The sequence below is a fragment of the Halobacillus sp. AWH4_228 genome (genome assembly GCF_056158365.1).
On the sequence record NZ_JBSWTE010000001.1, the window covers coordinates 1340456 to 1355364 of the forward strand.

The 14909-nt window shown below is 46.7% G+C and carries 16 protein-coding genes; 11 read left to right on the forward strand and 5 right to left on the reverse strand.

Annotation, left to right across the window (positions count from 1 at the left end; translation table 11 throughout):
• Nucleotides 1–138 precede the first annotated feature (138 nt).
• From ACXADP_RS06615 to ACXADP_RS06630, 4 genes are read left to right on the forward strand one after another with little or no spacing between them, the layout of a single operon-like run.
• Nucleotides 139–1170: a potassium channel family protein gene (locus ACXADP_RS06615; protein ID WP_474971126.1), complete on the forward strand. Its 1032-nt coding sequence runs from the start codon at nucleotides 139–141 to the stop codon at nucleotides 1168–1170.
• The gene (pepV, locus tag ACXADP_RS06620; RefSeq protein WP_474971127.1) at nucleotides 1167–2537 is read left to right on the forward strand and encodes a dipeptidase PepV; all 1371 of its coding nucleotides are present in this window, start codon (nucleotides 1167–1169) and stop codon (nucleotides 2535–2537) included. Before ACXADP_RS06615 ends, pepV begins: the two co-directional genes overlap by 4 nt.
• 27 nt (nucleotides 2538–2564) lie before the next feature.
• Entirely contained in the window at nucleotides 2565–3143 is a 579-nt protein-coding gene (thpR, locus tag ACXADP_RS06625) for an RNA 2',3'-cyclic phosphodiesterase (protein ID WP_474971128.1), read from the forward strand.
• Nucleotides 3127–4044 carry a nuclease-related domain-containing protein gene (locus ACXADP_RS06630; protein ID WP_474971129.1) on the forward strand — a complete coding sequence of 306 codons (918 nt, stop codon included), beginning with the start codon at nucleotides 3127–3129 and terminating at the stop codon, nucleotides 4042–4044. Before thpR ends, ACXADP_RS06630 begins: the two co-directional genes overlap by 17 nt.
• On the opposite strand, the gene ACXADP_RS06635 is transcribed toward ACXADP_RS06630, so the two are convergent.
• Nucleotides 4031–5047 (reverse strand): EAL domain-containing protein, encoded by a 1017-nt coding sequence (locus ACXADP_RS06635; protein WP_474971130.1) that lies wholly within the window; start codon nucleotides 5045–5047, stop codon nucleotides 4031–4033. The genes ACXADP_RS06630 and ACXADP_RS06635 overlap by 14 nt on opposite strands.
• 83 nt (nucleotides 5048–5130) lie before the next feature.
• Between ACXADP_RS06635 and ACXADP_RS06640 the strand changes: the two genes are divergently transcribed.
• From ACXADP_RS06640 to ACXADP_RS06650, 3 genes are all read left to right on the forward strand, one after another.
• A complete protein-coding gene (locus ACXADP_RS06640) occupies nucleotides 5131–6054 on the forward strand; it encodes a diacylglycerol/lipid kinase family protein (RefSeq protein ID WP_474971131.1) in 924 nt (307 codons plus the stop codon).
• 158 nt (nucleotides 6055–6212) lie between these two features.
• Nucleotides 6213–7010, forward strand: a complete 798-nt coding sequence (locus ACXADP_RS06645; protein ID WP_474970428.1) for a phosphotransferase — start codon at nucleotides 6213–6215, stop codon at nucleotides 7008–7010.
• Between the two features lie 134 nt (nucleotides 7011–7144).
• Entirely contained in the window at nucleotides 7145–7846 is a 702-nt protein-coding gene (locus tag ACXADP_RS06650) for an SDR family NAD(P)-dependent oxidoreductase (protein ID WP_474969238.1), read from the forward strand.
• A 36-nt stretch (nucleotides 7847–7882) separates the two neighbouring features.
• Here the strand turns inward: ACXADP_RS06650 and ACXADP_RS06655 are convergent, their stop codons facing one another.
• A complete protein-coding gene (locus tag ACXADP_RS06655) occupies nucleotides 7883–8056 on the reverse strand; it encodes a hypothetical protein (protein ID WP_474969237.1) in 174 nt (57 codons plus the stop codon).
• A 262-nt stretch (nucleotides 8057–8318) separates the two neighbouring features.
• On the opposite strand from ACXADP_RS06655, the gene trmB reads away from it, so the two are divergent.
• Together trmB and ACXADP_RS06665 are read left to right on the forward strand one after the other, a co-directional pair.
• Nucleotides 8319–8963, forward strand: coding sequence for a tRNA (guanosine(46)-N7)-methyltransferase TrmB (trmB, locus tag ACXADP_RS06660; RefSeq protein WP_474969236.1), 645 nt, complete (start codon nucleotides 8319–8321; stop codon nucleotides 8961–8963).
• Between the two features lie 66 nt (nucleotides 8964–9029).
• Entirely contained in the window at nucleotides 9030–9884 is an 855-nt protein-coding gene (locus ACXADP_RS06665) for a YtnP family quorum-quenching lactonase (RefSeq protein WP_474969235.1), read from the forward strand.
• A 36-nt stretch (nucleotides 9885–9920) separates the two neighbouring features.
• On the opposite strand, the gene ACXADP_RS06670 is transcribed toward ACXADP_RS06665, so the two are convergent.
• Nucleotides 9921–10238 (reverse strand): PepSY domain-containing protein, encoded by a 318-nt coding sequence (locus ACXADP_RS06670; RefSeq protein WP_474969234.1) that lies wholly within the window; start codon nucleotides 10236–10238, stop codon nucleotides 9921–9923.
• A gap of 151 nt (nucleotides 10239–10389) precedes the next feature.
• Between ACXADP_RS06670 and ACXADP_RS06675 the strand changes: the two genes are divergently transcribed.
• Together ACXADP_RS06675 and ACXADP_RS06680 are read left to right on the forward strand one after the other, a co-directional pair.
• Nucleotides 10390–11457, forward strand: a complete 1068-nt coding sequence (locus ACXADP_RS06675) for a M42 family metallopeptidase (protein ID WP_474969233.1) — start codon at nucleotides 10390–10392, stop codon at nucleotides 11455–11457.
• Between the two features lie 121 nt (nucleotides 11458–11578).
• On the forward strand, nucleotides 11579–12082 hold the full coding sequence (locus ACXADP_RS06680; RefSeq protein ID WP_474970427.1) for a DUF84 family protein: 504 nt from the start codon (nucleotides 11579–11581) through the stop codon (nucleotides 12080–12082).
• 72 nt (nucleotides 12083–12154) lie between these two features.
• Here the strand turns inward: ACXADP_RS06680 and ACXADP_RS06685 are convergent, their stop codons facing one another.
• Entirely contained in the window at nucleotides 12155–12595 is a 441-nt protein-coding gene (locus tag ACXADP_RS06685; RefSeq protein WP_474969232.1) for a YtoQ family protein, read from the reverse strand.
• 72 nt (nucleotides 12596–12667) lie between these two features.
• Nucleotides 12668–14752 carry a methyl-accepting chemotaxis protein gene (locus ACXADP_RS06690; protein WP_474969231.1) on the reverse strand — a complete coding sequence of 695 codons (2085 nt, stop codon included), beginning with the start codon at nucleotides 14750–14752 and terminating at the stop codon, nucleotides 12668–12670.
• Nucleotides 14753–14909 lie beyond the last annotated feature (157 nt).

Here is a 14909-nt window from a genome sequence, read left to right on the forward strand (position 1 = left end):
GTCATTATATGGAACTTGTGGTGCCAGTGAATCTCTGAAGTTGGTTTCATTCTACAATAATGAAAGGTATCGTGCTACTATAATCCTCTCAATTTACAGATTATTCACCTTATTTACAGATTATTAAAGATCGGAGGTATGAAATTGTACTTTTTCAGGAAAATTCTTTTAAAAATGGTAAAGGTCAACAATCTTGTCCTTTTCTTAGCAAGCATAGCCCTGCTGCTTCTATCCAGTATTTTGATCGTTATCGTGGAGAATGATACCTTCCCGACACTATTCGATGGGTTCTGGTGGGTCATGACAACGGTAACCACAGTAGGTTACGGGGATTACTCTCCTGCCAGTGCTGGTGGGCGCCTGATAGCCATGTTTTTATATATCTTCGGAATCGGTCTGATTGGAATTGTGATTGGTAAGGTCGTTGATAGTCTGGCCATTTATAGAAAAAAACGTCTGGAAGGTGATATCGTGTATAAAGATCAAGGCCATTTTGTGATTATCGGCTGGTCACAGAAAACAGAATTTGCTGTGAAGGAAATGCTGGATACGCATGAAGACTGTGAAATCGTATTGATCGATCAGCTCCCGGAAGCTCCTATGCTTTCAGAAAACATTCATTACATAAAAGGAGATGCGGGAGATCAAAACACATTGGAAAAAGCCAATATAACCAAAGCGAAAGCTGTACTGATTTTTGCTGATGATCAGATGACCAGCAATCAGATGATTGATGGAAAAACACTTCTGATTGCTTCATCCGTTGAAAATCTGGCTCCGGGTGTCCATACGATCGTTGAAGTGATGGAGGAAAAACACATCAAGAACTTTAAGCATGCCCAGGTGGATGAATTTATCGTCTCCAGTGAAACGATTTCCTCTTTGGCAGTCCGGGCAGCATTCAGAAAAGGGGTTTCTGGAATTTATGGACAGCTTCTGAAGCGTTCTGTAGGAGAGGACCTCTTTTACATTCCGACCCGTCCGGAGTGGCGTACTTACAAGGATGCCTTTCAAAATCTTCTATCTGAAGGAGCCACTCTTATCGCAGACCGGAATGATCTGGCGATTAATCGAAAGCTGGATGAGCCGATTCCTGAGAATGCAGAACTTTATGCTGTTTGTGATAAAGCCACGTATGACGCCATTCTTTCTAAAGGAGGACAATCATGAATTTTAAAACATTAAGTAAAGCGTATTTGGATTCCTTCCTTACTCATGCTGGTGAACTGATCAGCATTCCAAGTGTTTATGAGAAAGACGAGGATACACCATTTGGACCTGCCATACAGCAGGCCTTATCCCATATGCTTGCGCTTGGAGAGAAAGACGGGTTTGTAACAAAGAACATCGACGACTTTGCTGGACACATCGAATTTGGAGAAGGAGACGAAATCATCGGGGTGCTCGGCCATCTTGATGTTGTTCCTGCGGGAGAAGGATGGACATCCCCGCCCTTTGAAGCTGCTGTAAGGGATAATAACCTGTACGGACGCGGAGCCCAGGATGATAAAGGACCTGTGATGGCTGCCTATATGGCCATGAAAATGCTGAAGGACCAAGGATTTCAGCCTAAGAAGAGAATACGGCTTATCCTCGGTACAGATGAAGAGCGGGACTGGCAGGGGATCAGCCATTATTTTAAAAAGGAGCCCATGCCTGTGGCCGGCTTCACGCCAGACGCTTCTTTTCCGGTGATTCATGCTGAAAAAGGGCTGCTTGATGCTTATGCTTCGTATCCTGCTGCAGCGGACGGGGAAGGTGACGTCCGCCTCTTACGGGTGAAAGGGGGAGGACCGTTGAATATGGTTCCGGATGAGGCCGTAGTCGAATTGACAGGGTCCGTTCGCTCGGCTTTTGATGCCTACATGAACGAACATCAAACAGATGCATACCTGGAGGAGAAAGAGAAGGCTGTCCAAATTGTGTTCAAAGGGAAAGCGGCTCATGCAAGCCGTCCGGAAACAGGGAAAAACGCGCTGATAGACCTTTTGGGCTTTCTCTTCTCTCTTCCGCTTCCTAAAATCGACCGTCAGCTTGTTTCACAGCTGCTTGCCTGCTTTACAGATACGGACGGCAGAGGTCTCGGTTTGAACAGTTCTGATGACGTATCCGGACCATTAACATCAAATCTGGGCTCTTTGGAAAAGACAAAGGAAGAATGGAGAGTCGGGCTGAACCTCCGCTATCCTGTAACGGCGGACGCAGAGCAAGTGATGGAACAATTGCACACCGCGCTGGAAACAAATGGAGGAACGGTGGAGATTTACGATCATCTGGCGTCTCTCTACGTTGAGAAAGAGGATCCTTTAGTACAGACGCTGTTGTCCGTCTATAACGAAGCCATCGGCGGCCAGGCAGAAGCTTTGTCCATTGGAGGAGCCACTTATGCCCGTTCTTTGACCACCGGAGTCGCTTTCGGGGCGATGTTTGCCGACAGTCCGGATACTGCACATCAGTCTGATGAACATGTCAGGTTGAAGGATATGGTAAAAGCCATGGAAATTTATGCGAAAAGCCTGTACCGGCTGACAAAATAAAAGGACGATGGAAACGGAGGCGGGATCATGAGCGACCCTCATTATTTTATCGGCTTGAAGACAGAACAAGCAGCAGATCATCTTCTTCTATGGCAGCAGGAACTGAGGGAACATATGCGGTACAATGTTTGGACCCATCCCTCAGACTTTCACATAACCCTAAAGTTTCTGGGGCCGGCATCCGATGAAAAAATAAACAAGTTGATTACAATGCTCCACCAGCAGGAGATGCCGGATGCTTTTTCCATCACTATCGGACCCGCCGGTGGTTTCGGCAACCCGCAGTCCCCGCGGGTCTTCCTCGCTGAAGTGGAAAAAGCCCCGGGGCTGGAGAAGCTGTACCAACAGACAGAGGAAGCAGCAGCTGCATCCGGATGGAGTCGGGAAAGAAGGAAGTTTCACCCTCATATTACACTGGCAAAAAAACAGGCGGAAGGACAGTCACCGCTCTCGTTAAGTAACGTTCCTGCTGTATTTCAACAGAAGTTCCCGATGGTTGTGGACCAAATAACGTTATTCAGGATCCACCCCGGGGAACATCCGAAATATCAAGAAGTGTTCACCATTGAATTAAAAAGTAGGGATGGCAATGGCTCAACTAATTAAACTGAATGATTATATCTCCAGATATGAAGTGAATATGTATCAATATCCCGCTCAGTTTATCCGATTGAAACAGGAAAACTGGACGAAAATGCGGTCCCTCTATGAGCAGGGACGGCTGGACTTTCAAAAAGAACTTCCGGATTCTATGGAAGTTGAACCGGAAAAAACTCCATGGTGGAAAGCATTATTCCGGGACAAAGGGCTTGGAGACGCTGGTGAAGAAGCAGCATCCATGATGGTGGAGAAACAGCCCCGCTCATTAAGGGAGTTGAAGCAGTACTACCTGGATGGGCTGCTTCCCTTTCAATTGAAATGGGCGACGACCACCCTCCAGAAAAAATCCTTTCTGCATCCAGCCTACCGGGACGATCCGTCCCTCTCTTTTTATCTGCAGCGCTTTCCGGATACCTACCTGCTCATGTATGAACCGGTCGCTCAGCTGAGAAACGCAGAATTGGAAATCGATCACATCCTGATTGGCCCGCATGGGCTGGAGTTGGTTGCATCTCTGCCTGCCCGGAAGGGGGAGACGGCGTATGTGCAGACTGAACACACTTGGATGCTGGAAGAAGGTAACGTTCAGCGGAAAGTCCAAAGTCCGCTGATTTCGTTGAAGCGCACGGAAACCTTTGTAAGGAGTGTTCTTAGAAAATACGATATTGATTTTCCTTACACTAAAGTGGTATTATCCCCTGCCTTGTCATTTGAAAAAACACAGGAACCCTACCAGACGATCTATGTAGGAAACAAGGAGTATGAACGCTGGCTCTATGAGAAGAGACAGATGAGCACACCTTTGAAGCATAAGCAGCTGAAAACGGCAGAAGCTCTCCTGAAGCACTGCCGGACAAGTGCGGTAAAACGAGCCGAATGGGATACGGAGGAACCTATGGAAGAATAGCAGCATGTGGAGCCGGAGCTGGTCTGCCGATCAAGTAGCCCTGGCCAAAGTGGACACCTAGAGCGGCAAGCCAGTTCCATTCCTCCTGGGTTTCAATTCCTTCAGCCAGGACATCAATAGCAAGTCTGCCTGCGTCAGCCATTACTTGGTGAAGAAAGGACTGTTTTTCCGGATGGATATGACAGTCCCGGATGTAGGAACGGTCAATTTTGACATAATCGGGCTGCAGTAAGCGAAGCATCTCCAGGGAACTGTATCCGGTCCCCACATCATCAAGCGCTGTTTTCATTCCGGAAGCTTTGTATTTCTCCAGGATCGTTTTTAAATGATTGACGTTTGTAATTCTCTCTGTTTCCACGACTTCAAACACAAGATCCTCCGAAGGGACATCGTATTCTTTGACCATTTGGAAGGTATGAGCCAGACAGAAGTCCGGGTCATAAATGGTGGAGGGAAGGAAGTTGATGAAAATCTTTTCTCCGTTTTGTAAATGCTCGGCTTTTGCTTTTACGGCCGCTCTTCTTGCTTTTTGGTCAAGCATCGACTGAAGTCCCGCATCACTGGCAAAGGCGAACAGCTCACCAGGATGGATAGAAGCGTGAATCGTCCGCAGTAAAGCTTCATATCCAATCACCTTTTTCATGTTTATATCCATGATCGGCTGTAAATGGGCTTGAAAGTCACCCTTATGAATAATAGAAACGAGATCCGGACGGGAAATCCGTTCGTAGAGGTGTATCAAAGGGATTGGATAGGAACGATCCGTGAAAGGATCAAGGACATGAATACGGAACCGGGGACTATTCCCGTCATTCCATTGTTCCAGTGCATCCTTCAGCTCCTTGTGACTTCGGTAGGAAAAAACGGTGTGGGCCGCGTCTTTATCTTCCACCGTTAAAGGCAGTGGTTTAGGGAAGTGATAGAAATAGGATTCTTTAATGACCAGCTTTCCTTGATCAGGGACTGTGAAAATAGTCCCGCATGACAGGCAGTTGTTTCTCATGTGCTTCTCCTCCTTTTATACTAGTAGTATACTGGAGCAGCAAACATAAAGTATAGTTATTCAACTCGCGGGGAGTGGGGCTCATGTATATTCTGATTGTGAATCCTGCGGCAGGAAACGGCCGGGGGTTAAAGCTGTATCAACAGCTGAAGAAAACGTCCGACTATCACAGCCTGGATATCCGGACGTTTTTCACAGAAGCGCCTGCTGGTGCGGAAGCACTTGCGGCCGACTTGTCAAAATCACAGGGTCCTTCCCTGGAAGCGTGTTTAGTTCTTGGTGGAGACGGCACCCTTCATGAAGTGATCAATGGCTGGAATCCGGCACGGCCTGTTCCCGTCTGTTTTTTACCAGCCGGCTCAGGCAATGATTTTGCAAGGGGACTGGGAGTAAAGTCACGCATTCCTAATTTATTCCAGTCCGTCCTCCGTAAGCCACAGAAGCACCATGTTTATCTGGGAAACTACCAGGTGAACAACGGACAGGAAAGAACCTTCTTGAACAGTGTTGGTATCGGATTTGATGGGGCAGTGGCTTCCTATGCGGAGCGCCCTGACTTTCGGTTGTGGATGCGTCGTCTTCATTTAACGAAATGGATCTACCCCGCGGCTCTTGTCCGTGCTTTGCAGTGGTTCAAGGCTGTGGAAGTGGAAGTGACGCTTGATAATCATCCTCCTGTTATTGAAAAAGTCATGATGATGACAATTACAAACCATCCTTATTTCGGGGGCGGGATGAAAATCGCCCCCCGAGCAGGTATCCACCATCCACGCCTCTCGATCATTCTCGTTCGAGCTCTATCCAAACGGAAACTGCTGGCCCTTTTTTTAAGCGTCTTCATTGGAAAACATACAGCTTTGAGAGAAGTGGTCGAGTGGGAAGCGGACAGGGTCCATGTCCGCACAAATCAGAGGACACGTTTCCAGGTGGACGGCCAGCCTTCCTGCTCGAATGAATGGCTGATCAAGAAAGCGTCATCAAAAACGACATTCCTGAGCAATTCATAGATATCTCTTGAAAGTTGACAGATCAATGAGTTAATCTATTCTAAGGTGACTATTGAATCGGCAGGGTATATTTCGAATAATGACAAAAGTACGGTATACTGAATGAATAAAGACGTGATTCGATCACAAGAGGATTTGAGGAATTGAAGGTGAATTGGTTGGAACATATACTCGGTAGTAATTGGACAATAACACCAGCAGGCGGTTCGACAGGGGAAGCTTACTATGCCCAGACAGATGAGAAGCGGCTGTTTTTAAAACGCAACTCTTCACCTTTTTTAGCCGTCCTGTCCGCAGAAGGGATCGTCCCGAAGCTGATCTGGACCAAAAGGCTGGAGAATGGGGATGTCATTACTGCCCAGGAATGGCTGGACGGGCGGGAATTGAATCCGGAAGAGATGAAGCACCCGCGGGTAGCCGCCCTGTTAAGTAAAATCCACCATTCCACTGAGCTGCTGGATATGTTAATGAGACTGGGTAAGCATCCTTTAACCCCTGATGAAATACTTATGGACATTAAGGAAAACCAAAAGGTTCTGGATAAGGTGGATCCCAGGATTGAAATTCATCAGGCCGTCAGATACCTGGATCAGGAAGTACGGAATGTCCAACACGATGTTCACGTCGTCTGTCATTGTGATACCAATCATAATAACTGGATGTTATCCGCAAAAGATCATCTTTATTTAATCGATTGGGATAACGCGATGGTAGCTGATCCCGCTTTGGATCTCGGAATGCTTTTATACAACTATATCCCTGAGGATTACTGGAAAACATGGTTGAAGGAATACGGTATCCGCCCTGACTCCCACATGTTCCAGCGGATGAAATGGTACTCGATTTCCCAGGCGCTTGCATTTATTCAGTGGCATCAAATGCGGGGAGAATACCATGAATCCGCCGTACGGACGGAAAAATTGAAGACCATCATGAAGCAGCACGGAATTATATAAACCTCTAGTAGAGGAAGAGCTTATGCCACCGCGGCATAAGCTTTTTTTGATAGTTTCCAGAACATTAAAAGGATCAATCTTCCAAACAGGCGGGTATCGTTGGATATCACTCACTAGAAGTGGAGGAGTTGGATATGGAGAAAAACGTACTCGTCTCAGGTGGAAACCGCGGCATTGGTTTTGAGGCATGCCGCCGACTGGCCGAAGCAGGGTTTAAGGTATGGCTCGGTTCCAGAAATGAGGAAAAGGGAGAAGAAGCGGCTTCCCGGCTTCGGAAGGAGGGACTGGATGTTCATTCTATTTTCCTCGATGTTGCTCAGCCCGATAAGATGGATTCAGTCAGGGATAAGATTCTTCAAGAGGACGGCCGGATCGACGCATTGATCAATAATGCCGGTATTTTTCCGGATAAAAAAAGTTCGATTCTGGATATCGATCCTGTCACTTTTGAGGAGATTCAACTCGTGAATTACTTTGGTCCGTATTTTCTCATGAGCAGCCTTATGCCTGTCATGCTGGAGAATAATTATGGACGGATCGTTAATGTGGCCGCAGAGATGGGGGTCAGTCAGGCGATGGACGCTCCGATGGCCGGTGCCTATAAAGCGTCCAAGTACAGCTTGAATGCCTTAACGAGGTTGTTCGCAGGAGCGGCACGCCGGAAGAACGTGAAGGTGAACTCCGTAAGCCCCGGATGGGTGAAAACAGACCTGGGAGGGGAAAAGGCAAAGCGTAAGCCTGAGGAGGCCATGGAAGGAATCTTATGGCTTTCCCAGTTGGAGGAAGAAGGACCGACCGGGAAATTCTTCAGAGATAAGGAAGAGCTTGAATTTTAGCGGATGAATCAGTCTGATCGAAAAAAACCACTGCCCTCAGGCAGCGGTTTTTTGTGTGGCTGGTGTATATTTAAGCTTCTTGGCTTTAACTTCGGCACTCATATGTTCAGATATTTTTTCAAACGGATAAACAAACAGGGCATATCCTGCGAATAGAACAGAGAAGACGGCCAGAACAGATACTTCAAAAAGTTTTGTCATCAATTTCATAGCTTTCTCATCACTCCCGTTCAGTATTGATCAACACGATATTCATCATAAATCAGGAAGCGCTTACAACCCAACCCCCTTAAACGGGGGAATTTTCCGGTATAAACGGAGCAGACGTCCTTATGAAGATATAGAGGCTGGAATAGCTTTAATCATCGCGGATGGTCCATAATCCGTACAGATACAGCGAATATAGAAAAAAATTTTCAATTTAGCGGTCTTCATGGTACCATTTTATCGATAAGAAGGAGGAATTCCATACATGCGTTTAAGAAATAAACCTTGGGCGGACGATTTTCTAAGGGAAGAAGATCAGATTGTCGTCCAGGCTCCATTTGCACAAAAGGGAAGCTGGAAGCAGTTGTTTTCCCACCCTGATCAACCCCTTCATTTAGAGATTGGGTCAGGAAAAGGCCAGTTTATCGCCGGCATGGGTGTCCAGCACCCGGAAGTCAATTTCATCGGCATTGAATTCGTAAAGAGTGTGATTGTCGGTGCGGTGAAAAAAGTGAAAGACGCGGAGACTGGAAATGTAAGGATGGTCAATGAAAATGCAAAAGATTTGACCGATCTTTTTGAAAATAATGAAGTGGACCATATTTATTTGAACTTTTCCGATCCGTGGCCGAAAACGAAGCATGAAAAAAGGAGGCTGACATTCCATACGTTCCTCTCCCAATATGAGGCGGTTCTTAAAGAAGAGGGGAGAGTCACGTTAAAAACGGATAATAAAGGATTATTCGAATATTCGCTGGTCAGTTTTTCTGAATACGGCATGATTCTTGAGGATGTATCCGTCGATCTCCATGCAGATGAGGATCCACTGAATGTCCCGACGGAATATGAAGAGAAATTCTCCGCAAAAGGACAACCCATCTACCGTTGTACAGCAAGATTCACAACCTGATAGCGTTTTCAAAGGCTCTAGTTATTATGATAAACTAGAGCTATCTTTATAGAAGGGGTGATAGTGATGGAAAAGCTGACGATCGGTCAAGCAGAGTTGACCTGGCTGGATGGCGGGGTAACCCATTTGGATGGCGGGGCTATGTTCGGAGTTGTTCCCAGAGCGCTATGGAGCAAGAAATATCCTGTGAACGACAAGAATCAAATTGAACTTCGGACGGATCCTATCTATGTGCATGTGGGAGGGAAACATATTCTCATTGATTCCGGGATTGGGAATGGAAAAATGAATGAAAAACAGATGCGTAATTTCGGAGTGCTTGAAGAATCCAAAATAGATCAAGGACTTCAGACATTAAATCTGACCCGTGAGGATATTGATTATGTCCTGATGACCCATCTTCATTTCGATCACGCCTGCGGTTTAACCCGCTGGGAGGGAGAAGAGCTGGTATCCGCCTTTCCTGAAGCTGTCATTTATACGAGCCGGACGGAATGGGACGAAATGCGGGAGCCGAATATGCGCTCAATTAATACATACTGGGAGGATAACTGGAAACCCGTGGCACATCAGGTGCGGACCTTTGAAGACAGCCTGGAGGTTGTGCCCGGCCTGCGGATGATTCACACAAGCGGCCATAGTGACGGCCATTCTGTTCTTGTTTATGAGGAAGGGGAGCATGTATGGATCCACATGGCTGATTTGATGCCGACCCATGCTCACCAAAATGTGCTGTGGGCTCTCGCTTATGATGATTATCCGGTGACTTCTGTACACGAAAAGAAAAAATGGATGGAATTTGGGTATGATAAAGAAGCCTGGTATACGTTTTACCATGATGCTGTATATCGTGCGTTGAAATTTGACCAGGACGGAAAAATCATCGATCAGGTGGATCAGAAAAAGCATCATTACACATAAAAAAATACCCTCTCTGGAAGAGGGTATTTTTATAAATCAGGCCGTTGTTTCCGCTACATCCACGATGGTGCCTGTGTCTGTATCGATATAAAATTCGAATTGAGAGGTTTCCCCGTCCTGGTTCTTGGAGATGCCGCCTCGATAAACATCATAATTGATGCCGTTTTTATTCAGTTCTTCCGGCTTCATGTAAATCCATGAGCCGCTGATCGGCCCCTGTTTCTTGAAGGCTTCCTTTGCAATTTTCAGTGCCTTTTCAGGAGTGACATTCTGACTGCTGTTGATTTGTTCTTTTACAATATAACCGGCGAGTGCTCCTACACCTGCGGCTATCGCGACTTTTTTCCAGTTCATTAACCAATCACCTCACAACTAGTTTCTAGTGTCCAGTATACTAAATATTCCCGTTAAAAGAAAATCAAAACTCATTTGAACGGCGGATTTGTAGAAACGTTTTCACAATTCCGTTAAAATAGAAACAGATGGAAATAAAGGAGATGTACATATGAATCAAGAAACCCAGGAACTTTTCAAGACGTTGACGGAACTGCCTGGTGCACCTGGAAACGAACATCTGGTACGCCAATTCATGAAAGAAGAGTTAGGGAGATATTCGGATGAAATCGTTCAGGATCGCCTTGGCGGTGTGTTTGGAGTGAAGAAAGGGAAGGGGCCGACGGTTATGGCCGCGGGTCATATGGATGAAGTAGGCTTCATGGTTACTCAAGTCACTGAAAACGGTATGATCCGCTTTCAGCCGCTGGGAGGCTGGTGGAATCAGGTTCTTTTAGCCCAGCGGGTGCAGGTAGTGACCGATCGCGGCCCTGTCGTAGGTGTCATTGGATCCATTCCCCCTCACAATCTGACACCGGAACAACGGAAAAAACCGATGGAAATCAAAAATATGCTGATTGATATTGGAGCGGATCATAAAGAAGATGCCAGGGAAATCGGGATCAAGCCCGGGCAGCCGATTGTGCCGATCTGCCCGTTCACACCGATGGCCAATGAAAAGAAAATTCTAGCGAAAGCCTGGGACAACCGTTATGGCTGCGGTCTTTCCATTGAACTACTGAAAGAACTGCAGGGAGAAAAGCTTCCGAATGTGCTCTATTCCGGAGCGACTGTCCAGGAAGAAGTCGGACTGCGCGGGGCTCAGGTAGCTGCCAACATGATCCAGCCGGATATTTTTTATGCGATGGATGCCTCACCAGCCAACGATATGAGCGGGGATAAAAAAGAATTCGGTCAGCTGGGTAAGGGGGCACTTCTCCGTATACTCGATCGTTCCATGGTCACACACCGAGGCATGCGTGAATTTATTCTGGATACAGCTGAAACCCATGATATTCCTTACCAGTATTTTGTATCGCAAGGTGGAACAGATGCAGGACGGGTGCATATGGCGAACGATGGCGTTCCATCTGCCGTTGTTGGAATCAGCTCCCGATACATTCACACATCCTCTTCCATTATTCATGTAGATGATTACGCGGCAGCTAAAGAGCTTCTCGTGAAGCTTGTCAAAGCGACGGATCAATCCACTGTCGATGAAATCCGCCGGAACGTATAGATCACCAAAAAGTCACACGTGCTGATGTCAGCGGGTGTGACTTTATGCTAGAATGATAGGAACTAAAGAATTCAAGGACCTTGAAAGAATATAAGGGAGAAGGAGAAAGGTGCCTGTTATGTTGAAGATTTATGTAGGATCAAAGAACCCTACGAAAGTTGATTCGGTGAAGCGGGTATTTCCGGAAGCCGAAGTCGTGGGGATGGAAGTTGAATCAAAAGTGGCAGCACAGCCCTTTTCTGATGAAGAGACGTTGGAAGGTGCCATTAACAGAGCACGCGAATGTGCGTCGCACCATAAATCGAAAATGGGCATTGGTCTGGAAGGCGGGGTCATGGAAATTGAAGATGATCTTTACCTTTGCAACTGGGGCGCCCTTGTAGATGAGAAGGAAAACGTCTATAGTGCAAGTGGAGCCAGGATTCGACTGCCGGATGAGGTGAAGGCAGGCCTTGAAAAAGGAAAAGAATTAGGCGATGTCATGGACGAATACGCAGATAAGCACGATGTCCGGAGTAACGAAGGGGCTATCGGCATATTTACGAATGGTCTGATTCATCGAGAAGATATGTTCACCCACGTTGTCCAGCTACTAAAGGGGCAGTGGGAATTTGATCAACAATAAATGGACGGGGGATGCCCCCGTCCATTTTCTGCATTTGGATTCGGTTTTTATCGGAAACGGCTGCAGCTGCCTTTACTCATAAAGATAAGCAAGGACTTCAACGGCTTGTTCGATGGTTTCTACTGTTACATCAGCCTGATTGGAGAGCTCCTTCAATGGATGAACGAGGGACTCCGGGCGGATCAGGATAAGTGGTTTGCCTGCCTGAATCGCAGCTCCGGCATCCATCGCTGTGTTCCACTGTTTATAGGATTCCCCGAAATAGGCGATGGCCGCATCCGACTTGTTCAATAATATCTTCGTACGGAAATTGTTAATGGAAGAGGCGGCATCATCTCTTTCCACCTGCCCGGGCTGCTCCCCGAGTATTTTTTCCCCAATATCATCGGAGAGTGCATGATTTTCCTGAGGGCTGACAAAAGTTACCGGCAGCTGTTTTTCATCTGCTTTGGATTTGATTTCCCTGCGCCAATCATCGTGAATCTGTCCTGCTAAGTATACAGTAAGCTGCATAATTCTCCCTCCCAATATTCTATTCTTTTTCAGTATGAGAGAGATGGTGATTCAAGTCCAGTTGAAGCTCTTTCAGGAGCTTCGTTTTTTCGGTATATTCCATTTTTGATCTTCTATTGTAAGAACACCCTCATTCAATGGAGTTTCTTTTTCAACCGGACCTTCGTCATCATCCATGGGCTGTTGAAGAATGAATTGGCCTCCTTCTTCTTCAAGTTCGCTGGACAGTTTTTTAACATCTGAAGCCGAACGTGTCACCTGCTCGATGGCAGACAATTGATTTTCACTGGATGCCGCTACTTCTTCGGATGCTGCCGCTGCTTCCTCTGAAATGACACTGATATTGTGCAGGCGGGTCTTGACCTCTTCATTGGCTGTTTCGACTTCGTTGACCGCATCCGTTACTTTACCCGTCTGCTCATTTATATACGTGACGTGGGAAGCGATCGTTTTAAAGGCTTCTTCTGTCTGTTTGACGGAGGATTCCTGTGCAGCCCGGTACTGTTGGAATTGGTCGGCTTCATTGGTCAGCTTATCCATCTGGACGGTCATATGCTCAATCATGCTTTGGATGCTCCGCGCTTCTGTTTTGGACCGTTCAGCAAGTTTCTTCACTTCATCAGCCACAACAGCAAAGCCACGTCCGGATTCTCCGGCACGGGCAGATTCAATAGCCGCATTCAAGGCTAAAAGGTTCGTGCTGTCGGCAAGATCTTCGATCGTTGTTACGACATGATGGACTTCTTTGGACTGTTCGGCCGCAGCTTTCACTTCCTGCGTCATTAAATTAGACAAACGGATAAAATCGTCGGACGTTTCTTTTAAGCCTGTCATCCTCCGAAGGCCTTCATCTCCAGCTTCTTTCGCTTGATCAAGCTTCCCTGCGATGTCTGCTGCTGCTGTCTTTGTCTGTTGAATGGCCGCTGATACATCGTGAATGAAGTGATTGGTTTCATCAATCTGCTGAGCCTGCTCCTGGGAACCAACGGCCACCTCTCCGATGGCTGCATGAACTTCTGAGGCCTGTATGGAAGTTTGCGAAGATACTAGAGCCATCTGCTCCGATGTGTCGTTCATCACCCCGGAGGCTTGAAGCACTTTTCTGACGGACTTTTCCATCTTCCCGGCCATCTCATTGAATTGATCCGCCAGTTCGCCCATTTCATCTTTCGTTTCAAGCTGGATTCGGTGACTTAAATGTCCATCTCCGATAATGGAGGCTCCTGTTTTCAGCTGCTGGATGGATTTACTGATGGAGCGGATCAGCAGAAAACCTGTGAAGAAGAGAATGATAAGCATCAACGCCCCTAAGGCTGTAAGGCCTGCTGTAAACCAGACCTGCTGTTGTTCCTGATCAGCAGCCATGCGTTCGTTCATTTCACCGGCTGCATGCATCACCTGATCCACCTGGGTGGAAACCTGTGAAGCAATTTCCTCGAACGAGGTGCGTATGTTTCCTGCCTGTCCGTAAGTATTATCGATGGTGTTTAAGCCCTGCTCATACTTCAGCAGGCTTCTGCTTAGTGCAGCGTTTTCTTCTTCCGGAAGGTTTAAACTTTCAGCGGACTCTTTTAAGGACGAGGAGCTCTCCTTAAAATCATCAAGCTGTTCTTCCTCCGGATTGTTTAAATAAGCCTGCTCCTCCATTTTCATTACCAACAGATCATTTTCCAGCGCTGGACTTCCGGATTGGCTGATCAGCTCACTGAACTGTGCAGAGGCTTCCTGGATCTGCTTACGCAGTCCTTCTGAATCGGAAAAGCCGATCAGCTTAAACATATTTACCAACGGTCCGAGTTCTTCTATGTACTGTTCGGAGCTTTCGTAAATCGACTGAAATCCTTCCTCAATGGATGGGTAGCTGCTGTAGGTTTCTCTGTAGCTAAGAGCTGCTTCCTTCACTTCAGTGACGGCTGTCTCCACAGCTGCGCCCTGGTCTTTGGATGGCTCATTGAAAAACTGCTGCTGTTCCAGTTTCACCTCGTTCATGAGAGCTTGGATGGATTCACTGTCTGTTACGGCCTGCTGAACCATTTGTCTCTCTTCGGCCTGCTTCGACTGTTCCATAAATAAATACGTCGATACGCCTACAAGAAGCAGCAGGGAGCAGAGTGAGGAGATAAGGATGAATCTTACACGTGCGCGAATCGTTTTCATAAGGACCCTCCCTGTGAATTTTCTGAAATTTATGTAGTTATGGATTTATTATAAGACTAATCGATTAGGAACACAATAAAATCCAGGCTTTTAGGAATGGGTCAAAAGACCTTGTCGGAATGCAAGTGACATGTCTTTACACGTGTTGTGTATAGGT